Origin of the sequence: Kitasatospora sp. NPDC050463 (assembly GCF_040655255.1) — a bacterium.
Classification (GTDB): domain Bacteria; phylum Actinomycetota; class Actinomycetes; order Streptomycetales; family Streptomycetaceae; genus Kitasatospora.
In genome coordinates this window covers 48758-73420 of the sequence record NZ_JBFAJO010000038.1, presented here as the reverse complement: position 1 = coordinate 73420, position 24663 = coordinate 48758, and the positions used below count along the sequence as shown (strand labels likewise).

General features: G+C 74.6%; 19 protein-coding genes and 1 pseudogene. 10 read left to right on the top strand and 10 right to left on the bottom strand.

From position 1 onward, the window contains the following. Positions 1-5: 5 nt before the first annotated feature. The 5 genes and pseudogenes from AB0J08_RS23880 to AB0J08_RS23860 all read right to left on the bottom strand — a co-directional run bounded on the left by AB0J08_RS23880 (position 6) and on the right by AB0J08_RS23860 (position 9245). Positions 6-3891: pseudogene (locus AB0J08_RS23880) on the bottom strand (amino acid adenylation domain-containing protein). A gap of 224 nt (positions 3892-4115) precedes the next feature. Beyond that, positions 4116-4871, bottom strand: a complete 756-nt coding sequence (locus tag AB0J08_RS23875) for an SOS response-associated peptidase (RefSeq protein ID WP_360637740.1) — start codon at positions 4869-4871, stop codon at positions 4116-4118. 92 nt (positions 4872-4963) lie between these two features. Then, entirely contained in the window at positions 4964-5578 is a 615-nt protein-coding gene (locus AB0J08_RS23870) for a GNAT family N-acetyltransferase (RefSeq protein ID WP_360637737.1), read from the bottom strand. 149 nt (positions 5579-5727) lie between these two features. Continuing rightward, entirely contained in the window at positions 5728-8472 is a 2745-nt protein-coding gene (locus AB0J08_RS23865) for an FtsX-like permease family protein (protein ID WP_360637734.1), read from the bottom strand. Further along, positions 8469-9245, bottom strand: coding sequence for an ABC transporter ATP-binding protein (locus tag AB0J08_RS23860; RefSeq protein ID WP_360637731.1), 777 nt, complete (start codon positions 9243-9245; stop codon positions 8469-8471). The genes AB0J08_RS23865 and AB0J08_RS23860 overlap by 4 nt, the downstream gene beginning before the upstream one ends. Before the next feature lie 364 nt (positions 9246-9609). Between AB0J08_RS23860 and AB0J08_RS23855 the strand changes: the two genes are divergently transcribed. The 4 genes from AB0J08_RS23855 to AB0J08_RS23840 all read left to right on the top strand — a co-directional run bounded on the left by AB0J08_RS23855 (position 9610) and on the right by AB0J08_RS23840 (position 12244). Then, entirely contained in the window at positions 9610-9885 is a 276-nt protein-coding gene (locus tag AB0J08_RS23855; protein WP_360637728.1) for a hypothetical protein, read from the top strand. 69 nt (positions 9886-9954) lie between these two features. Next, positions 9955-11400 (top strand): diaminopimelate decarboxylase, encoded by a 1446-nt coding sequence (lysA, locus tag AB0J08_RS23850; RefSeq protein WP_360637725.1) that lies wholly within the window; start codon positions 9955-9957, stop codon positions 11398-11400. A 188-nt stretch (positions 11401-11588) separates the two neighbouring features. Then, on the top strand, positions 11589-11792 hold the full coding sequence (locus AB0J08_RS23845; RefSeq protein WP_360637722.1) for a hypothetical protein: 204 nt from the start codon (positions 11589-11591) through the stop codon (positions 11790-11792). Continuing rightward, positions 11789-12244 carry an SsgA family sporulation/cell division regulator gene (locus AB0J08_RS23840; protein ID WP_360637719.1) on the top strand — a complete coding sequence of 152 codons (456 nt, stop codon included), beginning with the start codon at positions 11789-11791 and terminating at the stop codon, positions 12242-12244. Before AB0J08_RS23845 ends, AB0J08_RS23840 begins: the two co-directional genes overlap by 4 nt. Positions 12245-12672: 428 nt before the next feature. Here AB0J08_RS23840 and AB0J08_RS23835 read toward each other — a convergent pair whose 3' ends face one another. Next, on the bottom strand, positions 12673-13083 hold the full coding sequence (locus tag AB0J08_RS23835; RefSeq protein WP_360637717.1) for a DUF5997 family protein: 411 nt from the start codon (positions 13081-13083) through the stop codon (positions 12673-12675). 57 nt (positions 13084-13140) lie between these two features. Between AB0J08_RS23835 and AB0J08_RS23830 the strand changes: the two genes are divergently transcribed. Both AB0J08_RS23830 and AB0J08_RS23825 read left to right on the top strand, forming a co-directional pair. Beyond that, positions 13141-13968 carry a LysR family substrate-binding domain-containing protein gene (locus AB0J08_RS23830; protein WP_360637714.1) on the top strand — a complete coding sequence of 276 codons (828 nt, stop codon included), beginning with the start codon at positions 13141-13143 and terminating at the stop codon, positions 13966-13968. Between the two features lie 380 nt (positions 13969-14348). After that, the gene (locus AB0J08_RS23825; RefSeq protein ID WP_360637711.1) at positions 14349-15083 is read left to right on the top strand and encodes a Mut7-C RNAse domain-containing protein; all 735 of its coding nucleotides are present in this window, start codon (positions 14349-14351) and stop codon (positions 15081-15083) included. A gap of 19 nt (positions 15084-15102) precedes the next feature. On the opposite strand, the gene AB0J08_RS23820 is transcribed toward AB0J08_RS23825, so the two are convergent. Both AB0J08_RS23820 and AB0J08_RS23815 read right to left on the bottom strand, forming a co-directional pair. Further along, positions 15103-15759 carry a TetR/AcrR family transcriptional regulator gene (locus tag AB0J08_RS23820; protein ID WP_360637708.1) on the bottom strand — a complete coding sequence of 219 codons (657 nt, stop codon included), beginning with the start codon at positions 15757-15759 and terminating at the stop codon, positions 15103-15105. A 5-nt stretch (positions 15760-15764) separates the two neighbouring features. Further along, positions 15765-16460, bottom strand: a complete 696-nt coding sequence (locus AB0J08_RS23815) for a type 1 glutamine amidotransferase domain-containing protein (protein ID WP_360637705.1) — start codon at positions 16458-16460, stop codon at positions 15765-15767. Positions 16461-16657: 197 nt separating this feature from the next. On the opposite strand from AB0J08_RS23815, the gene AB0J08_RS23810 reads away from it, so the two are divergent. Beyond that, complete coding sequence (locus AB0J08_RS23810; RefSeq protein ID WP_360637702.1) at positions 16658-17605, top strand: LysR family transcriptional regulator; 948 nt, start codon at positions 16658-16660, stop codon at positions 17603-17605. 163 nt (positions 17606-17768) lie between these two features. Next, positions 17769-19115 carry a phenylacetate--CoA ligase PaaK gene (paaK, locus tag AB0J08_RS23805; RefSeq protein WP_360637699.1) on the top strand — a complete coding sequence of 449 codons (1347 nt, stop codon included), beginning with the start codon at positions 17769-17771 and terminating at the stop codon, positions 19113-19115. Between the two features lie 66 nt (positions 19116-19181). On the opposite strand, the gene AB0J08_RS23800 is transcribed toward paaK, so the two are convergent. Further along, positions 19182-20096 (bottom strand): nuclease, encoded by a 915-nt coding sequence (locus tag AB0J08_RS23800; RefSeq protein ID WP_360637696.1) that lies wholly within the window; start codon positions 20094-20096, stop codon positions 19182-19184. A gap of 237 nt (positions 20097-20333) precedes the next feature. On the opposite strand from AB0J08_RS23800, the gene AB0J08_RS23795 reads away from it, so the two are divergent. After that, entirely contained in the window at positions 20334-20678 is a 345-nt protein-coding gene (locus AB0J08_RS23795; RefSeq protein ID WP_360637779.1) for a metalloregulator ArsR/SmtB family transcription factor, read from the top strand. Positions 20679-20758: 80 nt separating this feature from the next. Here AB0J08_RS23795 and AB0J08_RS23790 read toward each other — a convergent pair whose 3' ends face one another. Then, positions 20759-23101, bottom strand: a complete 2343-nt coding sequence (locus AB0J08_RS23790) for a collagenase (protein WP_360637693.1) — start codon at positions 23099-23101, stop codon at positions 20759-20761. A 302-nt stretch (positions 23102-23403) separates the two neighbouring features. On the opposite strand from AB0J08_RS23790, the gene AB0J08_RS23785 reads away from it, so the two are divergent. Next, positions 23404-24570 (top strand): aminotransferase class V-fold PLP-dependent enzyme, encoded by a 1167-nt coding sequence (locus AB0J08_RS23785; RefSeq protein ID WP_360637690.1) that lies wholly within the window; start codon positions 23404-23406, stop codon positions 24568-24570. Positions 24571-24663: the final 93 nt, after the last annotated feature.

The following is a 24663-nucleotide window of genomic DNA, read 5'->3' as shown; positions in this document are numbered from 1 at the left end:
CCCGCTCAGCCGACCGGCCGGGCCAGGATCGCGGCGACCAGTTCGGTGATGCCCCGCTCCCTCAGCACGCCGTAGTGGTCGCCGGCCAGTTCGAGCACGGTCGGGGGCGCGGCCGAGTAGCCGGAACTCCCCTCGATGAACGAGTAGTCGTCGCCGGCGGCCTTGACGATGGTCACCGGGGCGTCCAGCCGCCGCTGCGCGAGTTCGCCGAAGCTGTAGTCGAACTCGTAGGTCTCCCCGACGATCCGGGCGATCCGGCGGATCAACTCCTCGCCGAGTTCCGGCAGCAGCCGGTGGACGAAGGCCGTGAAGCCGTCCTCGTCGTGCGCCTCGGCCAGGCACGCGTCCAGGTCGGGCCCGGCGACCGAGCCGGCGAAGACCGAGTAGAGGATCGCCACGTAGGCGGGGTTGCGGTACGAGGCCGCCCGCCCGTGGCGCTCGCCGTCACCCCGGCGCAGCTCGGGGTTGCCGGGGCAGATCAGCAGCAGGTCCGCCACCCGCTCACCGGCCTGCTCCAGCTGCCAGGCCGTCTCGAAGGCCACCCGGGCGCCGAAGGAGTAGCCCCACAGGGTGTAGGGACCCTCGGGCCGCACCCGGCGGATCTCGGCGAGGTCGGCCGCGGCCATCTCCCGGATCGTCGGGTACGGCGTCTCACCGGCGTTGATGCCGTGTGCCTGGATGCCGTAGAACGGCCGGCCCACGGTGGTCCCCAGCAGGCGCAGGTTCATCGGGTAGCCGCCGAGCCCCGGCCAGCAGAACACCGGGTCGCCGGCGCCGCCGCGGTGCAGCGGCACCAGCCGCGAGCCGGGCTCGCCCGCGTCGTCGTCGATCCGGGCGGCCAGGTCGGCCAGTCGGGGGCTCTCGAAGAGGACCTGCAGCGGCAGCCGGGTGCCGAACTCCCGGTTGAGCCGGTTGATCAGCGCCACGGCGATCAGCGAGTTGCCGCCGGCGGAGAAGAAGTCGTCCTCCACCGAGACGTCCCGGTAGCGCAGCGCACCTCCCCAGGCCTCGGCGAGCCGGTGCTCGGTCGGCGTCGACGGCGGGACGTGCGGGCCGCCCGCGTCCGCGCCGCGGACCTCCGCACTCGCGGCGAGGGCCTTGGCGTCGACCTTGCCGTTGGCGGTCAGCGGCAGCTCGTCCAGGACGAGGACCTTGTTGGGGAGCATGTAGTGGGGCAGGACGGCGGCCAGTTCGTCCCGGACGATCTCGGCGGGACCCTTCATGTGCACGGCGTCCTCGATCATGCCCTCGCTGTGGATCTGCTCCTCGCTCACCCTCCCGCCGAGGAAGAAGTAGCACGGGCCCGGCTCGATCCCGCAGGAGGCCAGCACCGCGCCGATCCGCCGCGCGGCCGGCAGCGGGTGCCCGGACTTCGAGCTGTAGCCGGCGGACATGAGCCCGAGGCCGAGACCGACGCCGTGGCGCTGCAACCGGTGCAGGGCCGTCCCCAGGCCGAGGTACTCCAGCCACGGCTCTTCGGCCCGGCTGACGGCGGTGATGCCGAAGCCGGCCCGCTCGTACACCTGCTGGTTGATCGCGATCACGTGCCTCGACCGCACCAGCTGGTCCGAGATCCGCGTCAACGCGCCGTCCGTGTAGCGGTACTGGCCGGCGGCCAGGCCGTCGACGCCCCCGGGGTGGGCCTGGACGTAGAACTCGGTGCGGTCCGGCCGCGGCCTGCCGTCGGCGGGTCCGATCCGGAAGGAGCCGAGGTAGTGGTCCTCCTCGGCCACGTCCAGTCCGGCCCGGACGGACGGCAGGATACCGAGCGGCCGGATGTCCAGCCCGTGGGCGGGCAGCACCTCCTCGAACACGCCCACCATGTGGCCGGCCTCGAACTCCAGTACCTCCAGGATGTTGTTCCGGTACACCGGCGCGATCGCGCCGCTTGCCGAGGAAGTGGACGGTGAGACCGGGGCCCCCGCCGCCGTCGCCGACCCGCACCAGGGTGTGTTCGACCGGGTGGTAGTAGTACACGCTGGCGTCGAGCCCGTCGAGGCCCCCGGTCTCCAGGTACAGCTGGGTGGCGTACAGCGCGCCGGGGGAGGCATAGGCGTACTTCGGGAGCAGCCGCTCGGCGCTGTGGAACTGCCCGAACCACCGGAGGATCCCGCCCAGTTCGGCGAGGCCGGGCGCCGGACCCGGGACGGCGGGCCCCGGGACGGCGCGCGGGGCGAGCAGCGCCAGCAGGTCGTCCCGGGTGACCGGTCCGCCCTCGTAGAAGCGGTAGGTCTTGCGGGCGAAGGTCTCGCGCCGCTGCCGCGCGCTCTCCCGCCTGCCGGGCAGCACCACCACCGGCCGGCCGGCCAGCTCGTCGGCGTCCCGCACACCGGGGTCGGACAGCTGTGCCCGGACCTGGAGCCGGCTGGCCTTGGACCGGTGGTGGCCGCCGTGGTTCCCCTGGTCCATCAGGGCCGCCTCCTTGGGGTTCAGCTCGACGCACGCCACCAGGTTCCGGTGACCCGTCCGCGGGTCGTCGGTGACGATCGCCGCCGCCCGGCGGACCCAGGTGTGCTCCTCGACGGCGAGCGCGATCTCGTCCAGCTCGACCCGGTAGCCCCGCAGCTTGACCTGGTTGTCCACCCGGCCGGCGCACTGGAGCGTGCCGTCCGGGTTCCAGTGGGCGAGGTCCCCGGTGCGGTACAGGCGTTCGCCCGGGAGGTGGGGCGAGGCGACGAAGCGCTCCGCCGTCAGATCGGGCCGGTTCAGGTAGCCGCGGGCGAGTTGGAGGCCGCCGAGGTAGAGCTCGCCGGTCGCGCCGGGCTCCACCGGTGCCAGCTCCCCGTCGAGGACGAAGCAGCTGGTGCGGTCGACCGGCACCCCGATCGGCACCGACCCGGCGTCCTCGCCCACGGCGGCGGCGTCGACGAGGTGGGCGGTCGCGTTGATCGTGCACTCGGTCGGCCCGTACAGGTTGACCAGCGTGGCCCGCGGCAGCTCGGCGGCCAGGGCGCGGGCGAGCCGGCGCGAGAGCGCCTCGCCGCCCGAGTACACCCGCCGAAGCGTGTCGCAGCTGCCGAGGCGCTCGGTGTCGAGCAGCGCCTGGAGCAGGGTGGGCACGCACTGCAGCGTGGTCACCCCGTGCTCCCGGACGGTGTCGAGCAGGGCCTCCGGGTCCCGGTAGACGCCCGGCGCGCCCATGACCACGTGCGCGCCGCCGGCGGGCGCCAGGATCTCCCACTGCGCCGCGTCGAAGCTCATCGGCGTCTTCTGCAGCACGGTGGCGTCCGTCCCGAGGTGTCCGCGGGCGACCAGCCAGCGCAGCTGGGACACGATGCTCCGGTGCTCGATCATCACGCCCTTGGGCCGACCGGTGCTGCCGGAGGTGTAGACGACGTACGCGAGCGACTCCGGCCGGGGGCTCGGCGGCGGGTCGCCCGGCCCCCGGCTCTGGTGCGGGAACGGGTGGGAAGCGCCGTCGGCCCCGGCCTCGTGCACCTCGTGGCTGTCGTGCGGGTCGGCGGAGGCGACGACGATCCGGGTGCCCGGCGGCGCGAGTTCGGCCAGCCGGGTCCGCAGGTGCTCCTGGGTGACGATCACCCCGGTCCGACTGTCCTCGATCATGTAGCGGATCCGCTCCTCGGGGTACTCCGGGGAGAGCGGCAGGTAGGCGGCCCCGGCGTGGAGGATTCCCCAGACCCCCACCACCAGCTCCAGCGAGGGGTCGACGTAGAGGCCGACGCAGTCGTCGGCCCCCACCCCGAGGTGGTGCAGGCGGGCGCCCAGTTCGGCGGCGGCGGCCGCGAGTTCGCGGTAGCTGAGGTGTGCGCCGCCGCCACCGGTGACGGCGACGGCGTCCGGCCGGGCGGTCACCTGGAGGTGGAGCAGGTCGGGCAGGTTTCGGGCGCGGCGGGTGTCGTGGACGGTGAGCTGCACGGACTGTGCGGACATGGTGGGATCCCCATCGGGTGGCGGAGGCGGTTGACGTCGCCCGGCGTACCGGGCCTGCCACCCAAGCTCCGCCACCCGCTGTCCCGGCCGCCTGGGGCACGGGCCGACTCTTGCGCCCGGTCGCGGTCCGGTGCGCCCGGGTCACGTCCCGGGCGCCGCGCCCGGAGCCGGGCCGCTGGTCCCGGGCGAGGCGGTGCGCCCGGGCTCGCGTTCGCGGACGACCGTCAGGTTCCGTCGCCGTGGCCCACCGGGTCCGGTACGGGCTCCAGCAGGGTGGCGTCGTTGTTGCGGACGCTGTTGACGGCGGTGGAGACCGGTCGGACCGCGAGTTCGTCGCCGGCCGGGGTGTGGAGGAGTCGCCGCAGTTCCGCCGGGTCGGTGTGTTCGGGGTCGAGCCAGGCGTCGAGGTCGTCCCGGCCGATGGTGAGCGGCATCCGGTCGTGGACCCGGCCGGCCGCGTCGGTGGCGTCGGTGGTGATGATCGTGGCGGTGGTGAGCCAGGCCGCCGGGTCGTCCTCCGGCAGTGAGCGGTCGCGCCAGAACTCGTACAGCCCGGCCATCACCAGCGGGCCGCCGGCGCGGGGGTGGAGGTAGTACGGCTGCTTGTAGGCCTTGCGGCCCTCGGCGGCGGGCACCTGCACCCACTCGTAGTAGCCGTCGGCGGGGAGGACGCAGCGGCGCTTGGCGAAGGCGGACCGGAAGGCGGGCTTCTCGTGCACCGTCTCCGCCCGGGCGTTGATCAGCTTCGCGCCGGTGGCCGGGTCCTTCGACCAGGAGGGGACGAGCCCCCACCGCACCGGGCGGAGCCGGCGGGTGAGTTCGCCCGTCTCGCGGTCGACCCGCTCCAGCACCGTCCACACCGGGTCCGTGGGGGCCACGTTCCAGCTCGGCGCGAGGGTCTCGGCCGGGGTCCAGCCGGTCACCCCGAGCAGGCCGAGCAGGTCCTGGGGCGTGGTGGTGGAGACGAAGCGGCCGCACATGGGCGCCACTCTGCCACCACCGGGCCGGTGGAGCCACAGCCCGGGACGGCCGGTGGTGCCGGGGGCCGGTGGACGGCCCCAGGCCGGGCCGCTCAGCGGCGGGCCGGGCGCCACATGGTCGAGACGACGTGGCCGGAGGGGACGGTGACCCGGTCGAGTTCGCGGAAGCCCGCCCGTTCGTAGCGCTCGTTGTTGGCGGGGTTGCAGGACTCCAGGTAGGCGGCGGCGCCGAGGGCGTCGATCCGGGCGAGGTTCTCGGCGAGCAGGCCCATGCCGAGGCCGTGGCCGCGGTGGTCGCCGTGGGTGGCGAGCAGGCTCAGGAAGAAGTGCGGCTCGGTCTGCGGGTGGGCCGCTTCGAGGATCGCGAGGATGTCGAGCAGTCCGTCGGCGGTGGCCCGGTCGGTGATCCCGACCAGGAACTCCTCGAAGGTCTCCTGCTCCTCGGGGCTGAGGTCGGTGCCGCCGGGCGGGATCCAGAGCGCGGCGGACTCGACGTGCGCCGTCACCAGCGTCCAGGGGTAGCGCAGCGCCGAGGCGGCGAACACGCGCCACATCGCGGAGGCCTGGGCCGTCCGCCGTTCGCGGTCGGGGAACGCCGGTCCCCAGAGCGGGTCGTCGAAGAAGGCGCTCGTCAGGGTGGCGACGATCGCGTCGACGTCGGCGGACGTCGCGGTGCGGGCGGTCACGGGTGGGGTCGATCGGTTCACTGCGTCACCTTCGGAGGCCGGGAGAGGGTGATCGTCAGCGTACGACGGTGCCGGGGGCGGTCGGGCGGGACAGGACGGACGGGACGGGACGGACGGGCGCCGTCCCCCCGCGCAGTGCGGGGGGACGGCGCCCGGGTGCGGGTGCGGGCTCAGCCGAGCCGGCGGGTGAGCGGCGCGTCGGCGCGGGTGAAGAGGACGGCCAGCAGCCCGGCGAGCAGCGGGACGGCGAGGGTGGTGAGCCCGATGGTCGCCCACGGCACCACGATCGTGCTGCTGCCCGCCTGGTTGGCGACGTCACGGGCCATCAGCAGGGCGACCGCCGGGACGAACCCGTTGACCGTGCCGAGGGCGGCGCCCAGGACGGCGATCAGCGCGCACTGGATGCCGGAGAGGGTCCGGCGGATCCCCGGCGGTGCTCCGACGGCGGCGAGGGTGGCCTGGTCGCGCCGGGAGTCGGCGGCGGCGAGGCCGGTGGCGATGCACGCGGAGCCGAGGACGACCAGCGCGGCGAAGCCGGTGAGGGCGGTGGTCGGCAGATCGCTCTTCGGCTGGAACCCGCGCTCCACGTCGAGCAGGGCGCTCGGCAGGATGCGGTCGGCGGTGGCCGAGGCCCGCTGCGTCGCCTTGCGGTCCGGCGCGGTGGAGGGCAGCCAGACGGAGCCGCTGGGCCTCGTCGTGAGGCCCAGGCCGGTGATCGTCCGGGTGCCGATGACGCCGGCCCCGTACCGGGCGGCGGTCGGGTTCTCGACCACGACGGCGTCGACGGGGATCTCCCGGACGTCCTGCGTCGGGTTGGCGCCCGGCTGCGGCGGGGCGACGAAGCCGCCGGTCAGCTGGAGCACGAGCTTGTCGCCGCTGAGCAGGGAACGGTCGAAGACGACGGCCTTGCCGGCGGCCAGTGCCTGTTCGGCGGCGGGGTCGCGGACGGCGAAGGCGTTGTGCAGGACGGCGGCGTCGCCGACGACGAGGGCACGCGACCCGAAGCCGCCGTTGTTGCCCTTGACGGTGACGTTGCTGGAGCACTGTGCGCACCACGAGTAGACCGCGGTGGAGAGATCGGCGCGTTCCCCGAGCTCGGGCAGGTCCTGCTCGATGGCGGCGCGCACCTGGGGGAGTTGCGGGCTGTCCGTGAGCACGCCGAGCGACACGGAGTTGATCGGGCTGTGCGGCCGGTAGGTGGCCGCGTCCATGGCGTCGCTGCTCGCGGTGTAGAGACCGATGGCCACCGAGCCGGCGACGGCGGCCATCACGGCCGCGATGGCCGGGGCGGTGCGGCCGCGGTGGCGGGCCGAGTCGCGCAGGGCGAGCCGGCCGCCGAGCGGCAGGAAGCGGGCGAGCCGGCCGCAGAAGGCGATCAGCACCGGGGTGAGGGCGAGCAGGCCGAGTTCGGCGGTGGTCGAACCCGCGAGCACCGTCAGGGTCATCCGGTCCAGGCCGGCGAAGACCGCGATGCCGCGGCCGGTGCCGTCGTTGGTGCCGACGGCGAGCAGCGCGACGGCTGCGCCGGAGACGAAGAGCACGATGCCGGCGGCGGTGGTCCAGCGGCTCGGCGGTTTGACGGTGTCGCGGCCGGTGAGGCCGGCGGTGACGCTCTGCCGGGCGGCCTGCAGGGCGGGCAGCGCGGCCGCGAGCAGGGCGGTGACCACGCCGACGAAGGCGATCGCGAACAGGTCGGGCGCCTGGAGGCCGAAGTGGCCGAACCGGCTGCCGCCGGTCTCCTCGATCCACGGCCGGGTCAGGGCCACCAGCCCGGTCCCGAGCGCCACGCCGGTGATCGCGCCGACCGCGCCGAGCACCAGGCCCGAGCCGAGGACGACCGCCGCGATGTGGCCGCGGTCGCCGCCGCTCGCGCCGATCAGGGCGAGCTGCCGACGGGACCGGCGGGCGCCGACGGCGAAGGCGGGCCCGGCGAGCAGGGCGACCTCCAGCAGGGCCATGCCCGCGACGGTGCCCACCACGACGGCCTTGTCGGACCGCAGTGGGCTGCTGGAGTCGAAGTCCGTCTGCCGGTACGACACCTGGGACGCGGGTGGCGGGTCGAGTGCCACCGCGCGCGAGGTCGCGGTGAACCCGTACTGGTTCAGCTTCTTGACGCCCTCCCAGCCGAGGGTCGTCCCGGCGGGCAGCCGGAGCAGCCAGGCCGGCTTCCCCGGGGTGGACCGGTCCCCGGCCCCGGTCGGGGGCTTGGCGGCCGCGGGGGCGGTCGCCGCCAGCGGTGCGAGGACCTCCCCGGGGCGGCCGACGAACTCGACCTTGGCGAGGTCGTCGGGGTGCTCCACGACGCCGGTCAGGGTGAACGGCGTCTTCTCCAGCCCCTTGAGGGTGGTGGCCTCCCCGAGGTGCAGGCCGGACTCGGCGAGGAACTCCCGGGTGACGGCCGCTTCGTGCGCGGCGTTCGGGGCGCGGCCCTCGACCAGGGCGAGCCGCCCCTTCCAGACCGGATCGGTGAGGTCGGCCTCGGAGGTCTCGGTCCGCACCAGGCCGTTGGGCGAGCCGGCGCTGGCGTTGAGGCCGGCGGCGGCCGGCAGCAGGGTGGCGCCGGGCAGCAGCTCCTTCAGCAGGGCGGCCGGATCGGCGCCGGCGCTGCGGGCCTGCTCCGGGGTCGGTCCCTGGTTGGCGCGGACGCCGATCGCGAGCGCGCCGTCCTCGGCGAACGGGCCCTGCTGGACGGTGCTGCCGGGCTCGTAGGCGGTGACGAGCGCGTCGGCGCCGCCGAGCAGCCGTTCGACCCGTTCCGCCGGGGCGAGCTGACCGCTGCGGTAGACGATGTCGGCGCCGGCCACGCCGAGCACGGGCAGCGAGATCATGGCGATGACGAGGGCGCTGCGGCCCTTGGCGCGCAGGGCGTCGCGGCGGGCGATCCGCAGCGCGACCTTCAGTGGTCCGAGCTTCATCCGGTGGCCTCGATCCGGTTCCCGTGGCGGGCGGCCATCGTCTGCAGGCTCTCGGCGCTGCGGCCGAAGCCCTCGTCGACGATCAGCCCGTCGCGGAGGAAGACGACGCGGTCGGCCCAGGAGGCGTGCCGGGGTTCGTGGGTGACCATCATCGCGGCGGCGCCGGCGTCGCAGCGGGCGCGCAGGACGCCCAGGACGGCCTCGCCGTTGGTGGAGTCGAGGGCGCCGGTGGGCTCGTCGGCGAGGACGAGGCGGCGGTCACCGACCAGGGCGCGGGCGATGGCGACGCGCTGCTGCTGGCCGCCGGACATGTCGTCGGGGTAGCGGCCGGCGAGCTCGGGGATGCCCAGCTCCTCCAGCGCGGCCAGTGCCTCGCGGCGCGTCACCCGGCCCGACACGCCGTCGAGTTCACGCGGCAGCGCGATGTTCTCGGCGGCGGTGAGGGCCGGGATCAGGTTGTAGTCCTGGAAGACGTAGCCGATCGAGCGGCGCCGGGCCGCGGCGAGCTTCTTGCGGCTGAGGCCGCCGAGCGCGACGCCCTCGACCAGGACCTGGCCGGTGGTCGGTGCGTCCAGACCGCCGGCGAGCGTCAGCAGGGTCGACTTTCCGGAGCCGGACGGGCCCATCACCGCGACGAACTCGCCGGCCTGCACCCTGAGGTCCACCCCGCGCAGGGCGTGCACCTCGGCCGCGCCCCGGCCGTGCACCCGGGTGACGTGGTCCAGGTGCAGCACCGGGCCGGTGCCGTTCCTGGACGGACTGCTCTTGCTCATGGGTCCCCCTTGGAGAGATAGGGCGTCGGGAAGCCCTCGGACGGCGGGGCGGGATGCCTCCGGGCCGACCTGGCTTGCATACCCCGTATGTATATCGCACCTGCCGAGCAAAAGTATATGCCGTCTGACGACATATCTCGTCCGATGGACGGTCCCGGCCGTCGTCGGCGTGCTTCCGCTCCCCGGGGGCGGGCGTGCGACGGCGACTCCCGTCCGCCCCGACGGACGTCAGGAAGCCGTCAAGGAGCGCCCGTTGGGCGTACGCCCCGCGTCAAGGAGGGCCGCGGCCGGGGCGGACCGAGGCTCCACTGGAGCTGCGGGCCCGCACCGGAGGCCCGCGGCCACCCCGGAAGGAACCTCCGCCATGAGCGCCACCCAGGTCCTTGTCACCGTCGCCGCGGGCGCCGCCCGAGCTCGGCCGCTCGGCGCCGTCGAGCGCGAGGCCGTGCCGCCGCGCCGCCGCGGCCTCGCGCCGATCGCGGCCCTCCGGCCCGAGGACGAGCACGAGCACGAGCACGAAGAGCACGAGCACGAGGACGAGGACGGCGACGAGGACGGTGCCCGGCCGTCCGGCGCGGCGGCCCGGCAGCCGCGCGGCCGGGCCGCGCACTGCCGGATCGCCCTGCAGTACCTCGACTGACGCCGCCCGCGCCGCGCGACACCGCCCGGTGCGACGCCCTTCCCGACCTCCCCGCAGGAGCAGCACGCCATGACGAAGCCGTCCGCCACCCCGCTCGCCGTCCTGCCGGCCCCCGGCCGCCGGGGCGGACCCGCACCGACTGCCGTGCCCGTGCCCGGTGCCGCGCCGGGCGCCGCACCGACTGCCGTGCCGCCGGTGTCACCGGCGGTCGCAGCGCCGCTGGGGGAGCCCTGGCCGGCCTCGGCGCACGCCGCCCCCGGTGGGGAGCTGCTGGTCGGCGGGGTCGGCCTCGCCGAGGCCGCCGACCGGTTCGGCACCCCGCTGTACGTCCTGGACGAGGACGAGGTACGGGCCCGGGCCCGCGCCTACCGGCAGGCCCTGCCGCACGCGGACGTGCTCTACGCGGCCAAGGCGTTCCTCTGCAGCGCGATGGCCGACTGGGTCGGCGAGGAGGGTCTGGGCCTGGACGTCTGTTCGTCCGGCGAGCTCCGGCTGGCCGCCTCGGCCGGGTTCCCGGCGCAGCGGATCGTGCTGCACGGCAACGCCAAGACGCCGGAGGAGCTCCGGCTCGCCCGGCGGCTGCGGGTCGGCCGGATCGTCATCGACGGGCCGGGGGAGATCGCCCGGCTGGCGGCCCTGGTCGCCGCGGACACGCCGCAACGGGTGCTGGTCCGGGTCGTCCCGGGCATCGCGGCCGGCCACCACGAGGCGGTCCGCACGGGCGTCGGCGGCCAGAAGTTCGGCTTCCCGATCGACGGCGGGGACGCGGCCGACGCGATCGCCCGGGTGCTGGCCCAGCCCGGTCTCGAACTGGTCGGCCTGCACTGCCACCTGGGCTCCCAGATCACCGAGGTCGAGCCCTATCTCGCCGCCGTGGACACCGTGGTGGCGTTCCTGGCCGAGCTGCGGGACCGGCACGGAGTGGAGCTGCCCGAACTGGACCTCGGCGGCGGCCACGGCATCCGTTACCTGCCGGGGGACGACACGTTCGACCTCGCCGACTTCGCCGTCCGGGTGCCGCAGCGGCTCGCCGCCCGCTGCGCCGGGGCCGGGCTCGCGGTGCCACGCCTGGTGGTCGAGCCCGGCCGGGCCGTCGCCGGACCGGCCGGGGTGGCCCTCTACCGGGTGCTGTCGGTGAAGCACGGCGCCGACGGCCGGGTCTTCGCCGCCGTCGACGGCGGCATGAGCGACAACCCGCGGCCCGCGCTCTACGGCGCCCCGTACACGGTGCGGCTGGTGGGCCGGCGCACCGGAGCCCCGACGGCCCGTACGGACGTGGTCGGCCGGCACTGCGAGGCCGGCGACGTGCTGGTCCGCGCCGCCGCCCTCCCGGCCGACCTGCGGGCCGGGGACCTGCTGGCCGTCCCGGCCGCCGGCGCCTACCAGCTCTCGATGGCCTCCGGCTACAACCTGGTCGGGCGCCCGGCCGTCGCCGCCGTCCGGGACGGCCGGGCCCGCCTGCTGATCCGCCGTGAGACCGTCGAGGACCACCGGGCCCGCGAGGTCGGCCGCTGACCGCTGGCCGCCGGCCGCCGCCCGCCCGCCGCCCACAGCCCGCCCGCCGCCGCGGCCACCGGCCGGGCCGGGCCTGCGGGCCCGGGCGACCCGAGGTCGGTGGCTGAGTGGCCGCCCCGCACCGGCGCCCGGGGCGCGTCCGCCACCGGTGGAGGGTTACCGCAGGTGGGGCGCGTCGTTGTCCAGGCATGAGAAACGACCTCCAGGCCTTCCCCCGCGTGGGTGAAGAAACGATTCCTCATGAGCAGGCCCCGATCTTCGCGCACCTCGTCGCCCTCTGGATCGGCCACGGGCGGACGGTTCCCGGCCACGTCGACCCCGAATGGCACCGGCTGGTGCAGCCACCCCGGTTCTCCCCGCCCGCCTGCGGCGCCCCGGGGCAGTCGCAATGACCGGCTGGGAGACGCCGCACGTCCCCCCGCAGCGCTCCGGCGCGGAGGCGACGGCCCTGGACCTCGACCTGCGGGCGGTCGTCTGCCCCGGCCTCACCGTCTGTGTGAAGGCACGCCTGCGCTACGACGCGGCCGAGCCGTACGCGGTCTACCTGGACAGCCACGTCGACCGGGCCGAGCCGATCACCTGGATGTTCGCGCGCGAGCTGCTGGCGGCGGGAGTGACCGAGGAGGTGGGCCTCGGCGACGTGTCGATCCGCCCGGGTATCGGTGAGGACGCCGGCACCGTCCTGGTCGTGCTCGGCGGGGACGAGGGCAGCGTCGTGCTGCGGGCCCGGGCCGCCGAGGTCACATCCTTCCTCCGGCGCGCCGACCGCCTCGTCCCGCCCGGCCGGGAGCACGAGTACGTCGACCTGGACGGGCTGGTGCGGCGCCTGCTCAGCCACGGCTGACCGGGGCCGTGACGGGGGCGGCCCCGGGGCGGGCGGGGCGCCGTTGGACGTCCGCACCTGCGCGAGGGGCGCGCACGGTCGGACCACGCGTCCACACGCCTGCCCACGGCCGGCGGCGAGGGCCGGCCCGGGCCGACGGCGACGGGTCCGTCCTGCCGGGGGGCGGGTCCGTCCTACGCCGGGGCGGTCGGGACGGGGGGCTGGAAGGCGCCGACTTCGGCGAGGCCTCAGCGTGGCGTCGGCGGTGCGGGTCGCGGCGGACCGCAGCACGATCCGGGTGACGAGGTCGGCGGGCGGGGAGGCGACGGTGGCGGTCGCGGCCCCGTCGGGGCTCGGCGCCGCCCGTCCTGCCCGTCACCCCACGGGAGTGCCCCGCCGCACGGTGCCGGGGGCCGGATTCCGCGCAGAGCGGGAGCGCACCCGTCTGGTCAGCGGGTCTTGGCGGGCGGGGTCTCGGCCTGCTGCTCGTTCTTCTCCTTGATCCGCACGGCCTCCTTGCGGACCTCGGCCTGGACGGTGCGCTCGCGCTCCAGCCAGGTGGGGTTCTCCGTCTTGATGGCCTCGATCTGCTCGGTGGTGAGCGCCTCGGTGACCCCGCCGCGGGCCAGGCCCGAAACGGAGACGCCGAGCTTGGCCGCGACGACCGGGCGGGGGTGCGGGCCGTTGCGGCGCAGGTCCTGGAGCCATGCGGGCGGGTCGGCCTGCAGCGTGTTGAGCTCCTCGCGGGAGACCACGCCCTCCTGGAACTCGGCGGGGGCGGCGTTGAGGTAGATGCCCAGCTTCTTGGCGGCGGTGGCCGGCTTCATGGTCTGGGTCGTCTTCGACTTGAGCGATGTCATGGTCATAAGGGTAAGCGAGTGAGTGGCGGCCCCGATCACGGTCGGTAGCCTTGCAGCGTGACAGAGATGCAGGCGAACCCCTCGTTCCGGCTGGTATACGTTCCGGGCGTGACACCCGGTAAGTGGGTGCGCGTCTGGGAGGAGCGGCTGCCCGACGTCCCGCTCACCCTGGTCGCGGTACCGGTGGAGGAGGGTGCGCGGACGCTGCAGGCCGACGCCGCCGACGCCGGGCTGGTCCGGCTCCCGGTCGACCGGGACAGTCTGAGCGCGATCCCCCTCTACACCGAGACCACGGTGGTCGTGTTCCCCAAGGAGCACTGGCTGGCGGCGGCCGACGAGGTGGCCCTCGCGGACCTCGCCGAGGAGATCGTCTTCCACCCGCTGGACGACACCCTGGGCTGGGAGAGCCTGCCCGGACGCCCCGCGATCGAGCGCCCGGCGACCACGGCGGACGCGATCGAACTGGTGGCGGCGGGGGTCGGCGTCATGCTCGTCCCGCAGTCGCTCGCCCGACTGCACCACCGCCGGGACCTCACCTTCCGCACCGTGCCGGACGCACCGCAGTCGCAGGTGGCGCTGGCCTGGCAGCTGGACCGGACGACCGACCTGATCGAGGAGTTCATCGGCATCGTCCGCGGGCGGACGGTCAACAGCTCGCGCGGCCGGGGCCAGACCGCTCCCGCGGCCGAACAGCCGAAGCAGAAGCCCGCGGCGGCGGGTGGCCGGCCTCGCGCCGGCTCCGGCAAAGCGGCGGCCGGGGGCAAGGCGGGCACCGGCGGCAGGTCAGGGGGCGGGAAGTCCGGCGGCGGCAGGCCGGCCGGCGGGAAGTCGGGCGGGGGCAAGGCCGGCGCCGCCCGCAAGGGCCGCCCGCGCCGCTCCTCCTGAGTCACCGCACGGGCTCACACGGCTCCGCCCCCGCTCGGCGGGGGCGGAGCCGTCGGTGTGGGGCGCGGGAACGCGGGAGCCGCGGGCGGCGGGAGTGGCGAAGGTCATGACGACCGCGCCGCCGGGCCGGCCCGCGCCCGGCGACGACCGATCTGCCCGTCGAGCAGATCGGCGAGCGCAACGGGCTCGGCAGACCAACCTGCGCCGCCGGTTCACCGCGCGGGCGTCGGCCGCCGACGGGTGAGACGGCCGGTGCGAGGGCCGGCGCGACCGGCCGGCGGGACCGTCGGGGGCCGCGGCGGCCGGGTCGGCCCCGACCCGGCCCGGCGGGCGTGGAAAAGTGCTGGCCACGGCCGCCCGCCCGCTGGCATGCTGGCCGGGTGGAGAGACCGGAGATCTGGCTGACCATCGCCCCCGACCTGCACGTCTTCCTCGCCAGCGGGCGGCGGTCGGAGCGGATCGCGCTGCGAACCGACGGGGCCGCGACACTCGGACACGTGGTGGAGTCGCTCGGCATTCCGCTCACCGAGGTCGGCACACTGCTCGCGGACGGGCGGCAGGTGGCCGGCTCCCACATCCCCGCGGACGGCGAGCTGATCTCGGTGCGGGCCGTGCACAGGCCGCAACCGTCCGCCGGGCCGCCGCGGTTCCTGCTCGACGTCCACCTCGGGACGCTCGCGCGCCGGCTGCGACTCCTGGGCGTCGACGCCGCCTACGAGAACCCGGACATCGGCGACGCCGCGCTCGCCGCCCGCTCGGCCGCCGAACAGCGCGTGCTGCTCTCGCGCGACCGTGGCCTGCTGCGGCGGCGCGAGATCTGGGCGGGCGCCTACGTCTACAGCCACCGGCCCGCCGACCAGCTGCGGGACGTCCTGTCGCGGTTCGCGCCCCCGCTCGCCCCCTGGAGTCGCTGCACCACCTGCAACGGGACGCTGCGCACCGTCGCCAAGACCTCGGTGCAGGACCAGCTCCGGGGCGGCACCGAGCGGTCGTACGACGCGTTCGCGCAGTGCGCCGACTGCGGACAGGCCTACTGGCGGGGTGCCCACCATGCCAGCCTGGACGCCATCGTGGCCGATGCCGTCCGCGAGTTCGGGCCCCCGGCGGTCGCCTGACCGGCGGCTTCGCCTCTGCCTACGTCCGTGTCTCCACCTGCGCGCGGGCGTGCGGCAGGCCCGTGGTGAGTGCGTCGGCGGCCGGCCCGAGGAGGTCCCGGGCGTGCGGGGCCGGCTCCAGGCCCCGCACCAGGGCGATGGCGATGTCGGCGGCTTCGGCCGGGCCGACGCGCGCGGCCCGATCCGCCCCGGAAGCCCGAGCCGTCCCGGAGGCAGGGCCCGCCTGGGCGGTACGGCCCGCCTGGGCAGCACGGTCCGCCTCGGCGAACAGGCCGGTGAACAGTCCGGTCAGCAGCTCGCGCAGTCCGGTGCCGAAGTCCGCGCAGGCGGGCGCGAACAACCGGGCGGCGCCGTCCAGGAGTTCGGCGGTGTGCGGGGAGTCCCCGGCGAGGGTCAGCGCGAGGTCGAGCTTGACGGCGAGGACGCCGCGGATGCGCTCCGCGTGGGGGACGCCCGGTGCGGTGGCGGCCAGCCGGGCCCGCGCGAGCGCCTGCCGGTGCAGGCGCTCGGCGAGCCGCTGGAAGGCGTCGTCCTTGCCACGGACGTACTGGTAGACCGCCGATCGGGACACACCCATGACACCGGCGATGTCGTCCACCGTCGTGCGCCGTACGCCGTACCGGGTGAGGCAGGTGTAGGCGGCGTCGAGGACCTCGTCGAGCCGGTCGGCGGCCATGGCGGTCAGGCCAGCTTCCTGAGCAGCTCGGCGGCGAGCGGTGCGGAGGAGGACGGGTTCTGCCCGGTGACCAGGTTGCGGTCGACGACCACCTTCGGGGCCCAGGGCTCGCCCTCCTGGAAGTCCGCGCCGGCCGCGACCAGACGGTCCTGGAGCAGCCACTTCGCCTTGTCGGCGAGGCCGGCCTGGGTCTCCTCGGCGTTGGTGAACCCGGTCAGCCGGTAGCCCGCGAAGGCGTTGGTGCCGTCCGGCAGCTCGGCGGCCAGCAGGGCGGCCGGGGCGTGGCAGACCACGCCGAGCGGCTTGCCGGAGGCCAGGGTCTCGACCAGCAGGCGGCCGGAGACGGGGTCGATGGCGAGGTCCTCCATCGGGCCGTGGCCGCCCGGGTAGAAGACGGCGTCGTGGTCGGCGAGGTCCACGTCCTCCAGCCGCACGGGGTGCTGGAGTTCGGTGAACGCCTCCAGGCCGGCCGCGACCTTCGCGGCGCCCTGGGGGCCGCCGTTGACCTCGGGGGCCAGGCTGCCCTTGTCGACGGTCGGGACGACCCCGCCCGGGGTGGCGACGGTGACGCTGTGGCCGGCGGCCTTGAACACCTCGTACGGGGCGACGGCCTCCTCGGCCCAGTAGCCGGTGGGGTGCTGGGTGCCGTCGGCGAGCGTCCAGTGGGTGGCGCCGGTGACGACGAAGAGGATCTTCGACATGCGGGGGCTCTTCTCTGCGGGCGGGCCCGACGGGCCCGGGAGTACGGTCTGACGCTCTGGAACCACTGACGCTGTGAGTCCGGATCGTCAGTTCGGCGATGGACCCGACCATAGGCCGGGCGTCCCGGCAACCACCAATGGCAGATCCGATGACCGCCATAGGCATTCCAATGGGTGCCGGGGAATAGGCTTGTCGGGTGAACCGCCCCGACGCCCAGACGCCCGCACCTCCTCCGGCCTCGCATCCCGGGCCGGCCGACCTCAACCTGTTGCGCACCTTCCTGGCCGTCCATCGCGCCGGGTCGTTCACCGCGGCCGCCCAGGTGCTGGGCCTCTCCCAGCCCACGGTGACCACCCAGATCCGCGCGCTGGAGCGTCAGGGCGGGCGCGAGCTGTTCGAACGGCTGCCGCGCGGGGTGGCCCCGACGCCGGTGGCGGAGGAGCTCGCCGCCCGGATCGCCGGGCCGCTCGACGCGCTCGCGGCCGCCACCGGCACCGGCGTCCACCCCGAGGCCGGGGCCGAACCCGTCCATCTGGCCGGTCCCGCCGAACTGCTCGGCACGCTCGTCCTGCCCGCGCTCGCCCCGCTGGTCGCCGAGGGCGTGCGGCTGCGGGTGACGGCGGGCCTGACCGATCCGCTGCTGGAGGAGCTGCGCGCGGGCCGGTACGACCTGGTCATCGCGACGAGCCGGCCGCGCGGCCGCACCCTGTCGGCCGTGCCGCTGGGGGACGAGGAGTTCGTGTTGGTCGCCGCGCCGGTCTGGGCCGAGCGCGTGCGCGGGCGGCTCGCGGTCGAGGGCCCGGCCGCCCTGCACGAGGTGCCGCTGGTCGCGTACGCCGAGGACCTGCCGATCGTCCGGCGCTACTGGCGTCATGTGTACGGCCGCCGGCTCACCTGCCGGGCCGCCCTCACCGTGCCCGATCTGCGCGGGGTCGTCGCCGCGGTGGCCGCCGGGGCGGGCTTCGCGGTCGTCCCGCGCTACCTCTGCGCGGACCGGCTGGCCGACGGCGGGCTGGTCCTGCTGGCCGACCCGGAGGATCCGCCGATCAACACCGGCTACCTCGTCCAGCGCCCCGGCGCGGAGGCGAGCCCGCAGCAGGCCCGGGTCCGCGACCACCTGCTGGCGGCCGCCCGGACGTGGTGACGACCCGGCCGGGGCCGCCTTCCCCCAGGGGCCCGACCAGGTGTCCGGGGTGAGGGGCCGCATCCCTTGACAGGTGGTTCGGGTACTGGATTACTGGGCCTTCGAGCGCTGACCGAATGATCGGTCGGCACCTGGTGCGGGGCGGAGAGGGCAAGGAGACGCGATGAGCGCTGGAGCGACCGGCCCGTCCCGCCCGGGTGCACGCCGGGGGGAGCCGCTCCCGGCCGGACTGCTCGACGCCGGGGAGCGGATGACCGGCGAGGAGCTGGAGGGGCACCAGCTGAAGCACCTGCGGGCCACCCTGCGCCACGCGTACGACCAGGTCGAGCTCTACCGACGCAAGTTCGACGCGGCCGGGGTGACCCCCGAGGACTGCCGGACCCTCGCGGACCTGGCCCGGTTCCCCTTCACCACCAAGGCCGACCTGCGGGAGAGCTACCCCTTCGGGATGTTCGCCGTCCCGATGGAGGAGGTCCGGCGGATCCACGCGTCCAGCGGCACCACCGGCCGGCCCACCGTGGTCGGGTACACCGACCACGACCTCTCGGTCTGGGCCGACGTCGTCGCCCGCTCCATCCGGGCGGCCGGTGGCCGGCGCGGCCACAAGGTGCACGTCGCGTACGGGTACGGCCTGTTCACCGGCGGCCTGGGCGCGCACTACGGCGCCGAGCGGGCCGGCTGCACCGTGATCCCCGCCTCGGGCGGCATGACGGCCCGGCAGGTGCAGATCATCCTGGACTTCCGGCCCGAGATCATCATGGTCACCCCCTCCTATCTGCTCACCCTCCTCGACGAGTTCGAGAAACAGGGCGTCGATCCGCGCAGCACCTCGCTGCGGGTCGGCATCTTCGGCGCCGAGCCGTGGACGGAGGCGATGCGCCACGAGATCGAGGAGCGGATGGACATCCACGCCGTCGACATCTACGGCCTCTCCGAGGTGATGGGCCCGGGCGTGGCGCAGGAGTGCGTGGAGACCAAGGACGGGCTGCACATCTGGGAGGACCACTTCTACCCGGAGGTGGTGGACCCGCTCACGGATCAGGTGCTGCCCGACGGCGAGAGCGGCGAGATCGTGTTCACCTCGCTCACCAAGGAGGCGCTGCCCGTCGTCCGCTACCGCACCGGCGACCTCACCCGCCTGCTGCCCGGGACGGCCAGGCCGGCCTTCCGGCGGATGGCGAAGGTCACCGGCCGTTGCGACGACATGATCATCCTGCGCGGGGTGAACGTCTTCCCGACCCAGGTCGAGGAGATCCTGCTCCGCACCCCGGCCGTGGCGCCGCACTTCCAGCTGCGCCTCACCCGCCGGGGCCGGCTGGACCACATGACGGTCCGGGTCGAGGCCCGCCCCGGCGCCGCGCCCGAGCAGCGGGAGGCCGCCAGGGCGGCGATCGCCCGGGGGGTGAAGGACGGCGTAGGCGTCACCGTGGAGGTCGAGGTGGTGGAGCCGTACACCCTGGAGCGTTCGGTGGGCAAGATCCGCCGGGTGATCGACCTGCGGGAGCGGTGAGTACGACGGGGGCGTGCGGCGCGAGCGTCGCGCCGTACGCGGGAGGGAGCGGCCGGAGGCCGGCGGTCACTTCTCGACGAGGACGATGTCCTCGATGTTCCGGGTCATCCTGATCGTGTTGCCGTCGATCTCGACGACGCGCTGGAGCCCCGTGACGGAGGTGGTCTGCTCGGGGAGGAAGAACTCCTCGCCCTCGCCGGCCAGGAAGGCGGGGAAGCAGGTGAGCGAGGGGCCGAAGAGACGGATGTAGTCCGCGAGGCGGCGGAAGAGCTTCGGCAGGATCACCTGGTGTTCGGTGATCGACTTGAGGTCGTCGATCGTGGTGCCGGTGGTGGTGACGTCGTGGGCCCAGACGCCGGTGGGCGCCTTGGTGGCCCGCGCCTGCTGGGCGGTGGCGGTCATGTCGAGGCGCAGTTCCTTGGGGAGGTTGCTGTAGAAGGTCGGGTAGACCAGGCCGAGCGAGAGCAGGTGGTGGTTGGCGGTCTGGTGCAGCAGGGAGGGGGTGACGTCGATCCGCCGGCCGTTCGGGACGTTCACCGGGAGGTCGCCCCGGCCGACCAGCGCGATGCAGCGGCCGTAGGTGTCGGCGCCACTGGTGAGGACGAAACCGGGGACGACCTCGGGGGTCGAGCCGGTGACCTTCCCGTCCGAGCCCCGGACGACGTCGCTGAAGCCCAGCCAGGAGATCAGCTCGTCGCGGGCGCCGACGGCGCCCAGGCACAGCGGCTGGTGGACGGAGTCGGGGCCGACACCCGAGTAGTGGGTCTCCAGGGCGTCGATGCCCTCCATGCGGATCTTGCCGCCGCCGCGGCTGTTGCGTTCGACCCGGTGCTCGCCGGGTACGTCGCACCAGAAACCCGGATCCTGCGGCAGGAAGTGCACGGTGTCGCCGTCGGGCTCGCTGCCGATGAGCCGGTACGTTCCCTTGATCGCCAGCATGGGCACGGAATGCCTCCGGAAGGTGAGTGGTGGGGCACTCATCGTTGCTCCGTGTCCGAAGCGGTCCGGTGACCGGCGGCGACTCATTCGGGTGCCGCGCCGAGTGCGGAGGCGCGGAGGGGGCGTGCGCCCCGGTGGCCGGCGCCGGGTGCGAACGGGTGAGCCCTCTACGATGAGGCCATGAGCGGGAGCCTACGGCTATCAGGTGCACGCCGGTCGCAGCAGCCGGACGGCCGGCGGCGGCCGGCCGGGGAGCCACAACCGGCCGCCGGGCCGGCGGTGAACGCCGGGCCGACCGGGCACGACAGGGCGACGGGGAACGACGAGCGGCTGGAGACGGCGGCCGCCGTCCTCGCGCTGCTCGCCGACCGCACCCGGCTCGCGCTGATGCAGCGCCTGGGGGAGGGCGAGGCCGACGTCACGACGCTGACCGAGGCGTGCGGCGCGGCGCGTCCGTCGGTCAGCCAGCACCTGGGCAAGCTCCGGCTGGCGGGCCTGGTCACCACCCGCAAGGACGGGCGGCGGGTCGTCTACGCCCTGCGGCACGGACATCTGCGCCGGCTGGTCAACGAGGCGCTCAATGTCGCGGACCACCAGATCAGCGGGCTGCCGCCGCACGACTGAGCCCGCCCGGAGGGCCCGACCCGACCCGACCCGGTACCGCCGTCGGGCGGCGGGTGCCGGGTCGGGTCGGGCCCCGTCCGTCAGCGGCGCAGCGGGCCCTCGCAGGTGTAGTCGGCGGTGCCGGCCTGGCCGGTGGGCCAGACGTCGACCTTGCCGAACCAGCAGGTCATGTCGGCGAGGTTGTTGGCGGCGGCGCCGCCCCGGCCGAGCAGGTAGGTATCGACGGTGGCGGCCATGTCGGCCCGGACCTTGCCGGCGTCGGCCGTGTTGGTGAGGTTGGCGGTGATGCGTCCGGAGCAGCTGAAGCGCATCTTGTTGTTCCAGTCGCCGTTGTCCTTGCAGAGCGGGGCGTTCTGGGTGGCGGTGGTGAAGGCGCTCTGGACCTCGGCGGCCCAGGCGTACCGCAGGGAGCTGTTCGCGGTGTACGTGGTCACGGGGACGTAGAGGGAGTCGGCGAGCGGGATCTCGGCGTCCAGGTAGGCCGTGTACTCGTGCTGGAGCGCGGTGTCCCGGCCGAGGCGGTCGCGCCAGGCGTCGTAGCCGGCCTTGTCGTCGGCGCGCAGCAGGCGGTACATCTCGGCCAGCTGGTCGGGGTGCCGCTCGCCGAGCAGGTTGAAGAAGGTCGCCGCGTACGGGTAGGCGCGGAAGCCCTGGGAGGCCCAGGTGGCGTGCAGGACCTGGTCGACGGTCAGGCGCGGTGTCCCGGCCTCGTCGTCCCAGCCGACCTGGCGGACCATGTACTTGCGGGCCCGCACGCCGCCGTCGCGGGTGGAGCCGGCGAAGTACTCGGCGGTGCCCTCGTTCATGGCGAAGGTCGCGTCGGAGGGCCAGCGGCTGGTGTAGCCGGACTCGGGGATGGCCCAGCGGGCGTTGAGGTAGTGGGTGTACTCGTGGCGGAAGAGCTCCTCCAGGCTGAAGTACGACTCCTGGGTGGTCCGCTGGTAGGTGTAGAAGGTGGAGCGCTCCTCCAGGAACATGCCGCCGTTGTTGACGTCGCCGATCCCGAACAGCATGGACTGGAAGGCCTGGTAGTGGCTCTTGGTGTCGTACAGCTGGACGGTGAGCACCGGGTGGTCGTCCCCGGCGATCGGCTGGTCGGTGCCCAGGACGCGGAAGAACTGGGCCTTGACCTGCTTGGTGGCGTAGTAGAGCTGGTCGGCGGTGGCCCGGTCGAGCGCGGTGCGCACGACCAGGGTGCCGTTGTCGTAGCTGAAGGTGTTCGGGAAGAGCACCCTCTCGATGTCGGCGCGGCACACGCCGTACTGCGTGCAGAGCCCGAGGTCGTTGACCGGCCCGACCAGGTTGGCCCAGGGCTTGCTCATCCGGCCGAAGGTCGCCGCGGTGAGCTCCAGTTGGGCGCCGATCCGGGACTTGACCTCCGCCTTCAGGGCGTCGATCTGGGCGAAGCGACCGTACTCCAACATGGCGTCGGAGGCGGCCCACTCGCTGTAGGTCCCCTTGAGGTGGGCGTAGCCGGCGTAGGCGCGGAAGGCCTCGCGGTAGTCGGCGTCGGCGGCCACCGCGGCCCGGAAGAGCCCCTGCGGATCCTCGCCGACGTTGCTGATGCCCTGGAAGTTGATCTGCAGAGCGCCCTGGACGGCCCAGTTCCAGCCCGGGTCGCCGATGACGCTGCTGCCGGGGGCGAACGTCCGGACGATCTGCTTGACCAGCGGGATGCGCGCCAGACGCAGGCCGGGGGCGCTGCCGGTCTGCAGCAGCTCACCCATCGTCGAGCCGTTGGTGGTGGTGGGCTCGAACACCCGCGGGTTGGCGGTGTAGTCGCGGATGGCGCGGTCGACGGCGGCCACGGTGACGGCGTCGCCGAGGTTGATCTCGCCGTAGGAGAAGTCGAAGTAGACGGCTATGTGCAGGTAGTACCAGAGTTCCTGCTGGTTGAGGTTGTTGGCGCTGTCGAAGCGCGAGGAGAGCTGGCTGATCCGCGCGGCGACGGCCTGGACGTGCGCGGGGGTCATGACCTTGGCGGTTTGAACGTTCCAACTGGTCAGCAGCGGACGCAGGCAGTCCTGGTAGGTGTGGCTGCGGTCGGTCAGGAAGTCGGTCAGCTGGGCCGGGGTGAGGGAGGTGAACACCTCGGGCGGGCAGGGCGTCGCCTGGGTGGTGACGGCGGCGAGGGCGGCCTCGGCCGGGTCGCCGTCGGGGGTGCCGGTGGTGGGCTGGAGTGCGGCGGCGCCGGGCCCGCCCTGCGGGCCGACGGCGCCGGGCCCGCCGGGGGCGGCCCGGTGGGCGACCTGGTCGGCGGCCGGATCGGTGGCCTGCGCCGGGGTCCTGGTGACGCCGGCGGAGCGGGCGGTGCTGGCGGGCGCGGCGCCGACGGCCTGGGCGCTCTGCACCAGCGGCACGGCGAGGGTCGTGGCCAGGGCTGCCGAGAGCAGCGTGTTGCGCATGGTTCTGGAGGTGGGCACCGGGTCTCCTCGGTGGGGCGTGGGGGGTGTCAGGCGTGGGGGTGTCGTGCCCGGGCCGCCGGAGGGGGGAGGAAGGGCGGCGGATGGCCTGCCGAGCGACGGCAGGCGGAGGGTGACAGGTCGTAACATAGTAATGTGAAATTGCACTTGCAAGAGATTGCGTGCCTGTTATCCATTCGTGTTCTTTGCGCGAAGGTCTTGACGTTGCTCGGGGTGCGAGCTTCACTATGGCTCTCTCGTTGAAACCTGTTTGGTTCTGATGAGTTATGTCTGTTTGAACGTTCAAATCGAAGGGTTGTCTCATGTCGGCGCGGACCCTCCCCGAGTACCTGCGACAGTTCGACGAGCCGGCCGGCTATCTGGACTTCGCTCGGGTCGGGCCGGTGTCGGCCGACGTGCGCACGGTGCTGACCCGGTCCGCCGAGTTGATGCACGGCCAGGGTCTCGCGGCCCTGGCCGAGTTGGACCGCTCGGTGGCGCGGACGGCACGGACGGCGGCGGAGTTGCTCGGCTGTCTGCCGCACGAGATCGCCTTCGTCGGGTCGACCTCGCACGGAATGTTCGCGGCCGCCCACGCCGTCCGGGGCGAGGGTGTGGTCCTGGTCGGGCGCGACGACTTCCCCGGCGCCGTCTATCCCTGGCTGCGCGCGGCCGGAAACGGCCGCCTCACGGTGCGCCTGATCGACGGCCCGGTCACCGCCGAGGCCGTCCGGGCCCACCTGGACGACCGGGTGCGGGCGGTGTCGGTCTGCGCGGTGGACTCCGCGACCGGCTTCCGGGCGCCGCTCGCCGCGATCAAGGAGGTGATCGGACCGGACCGGGTCCTCGTGGTGGACGCCATCCAGGCACTCGGTGCGGTCGAGTTCGACGCCGACGCCGCCGACGTGCTCGCCTCCGGTGGCCAGAAGTGGCTGCGGGCCGGCTGGGGCGCCGCGCTGCTGATGGTGCGCGACCGTGTCGCCGGGCTGCTCGAACCCGGGCTCGGCGGCTGGTCCGGCGTCATCGACCCGATCGGCGCGGGTGACCACCCGCGCCCGGCCCGTCCGGGCGCCGTCGCGCACACGCTCACCAATCCCGACGGACCGGCCGTCGCGGCCCTGGGCGCGGCCCTGGAACTCGTCCGGGGGGTCGGCGTCGGGCCGATCAACGCCCGGATCGGCGAGTCGCTCGACGCCCTGCTCGACGCCGCCCGCACGGTGGGTGCGCGGACGGCGGGGGGTGGGTCGGCGGCCGGCGGGCCGGCCGGCCCGCCGGGGTGGCGGGTGGCCGGATCCGCCACGGGCAGCGGGATCGCCCGCTTCCACCTGCCGGGCGCCGACCCGCAGGCCGTCCACGACGCCCTGACGGCGGCCGGCCTCGCCACCACCCTGCGCACGCCCTGGGTCCGGCTCTCGCCGCACGCCTCCACCGACCGCCCGGACGCCGTCGCCCGACTCACCGAGGCGCTGCGCGCGGTGCCCACGGGCTGACCGGACCCGGCCGCCCGCCGCACGTCCGTCCGCCGTCCGCCGTCCGCCGTCCGCCGCACGTCCGCACGCCGCCCGTCCGCCCTACCGGCCCCG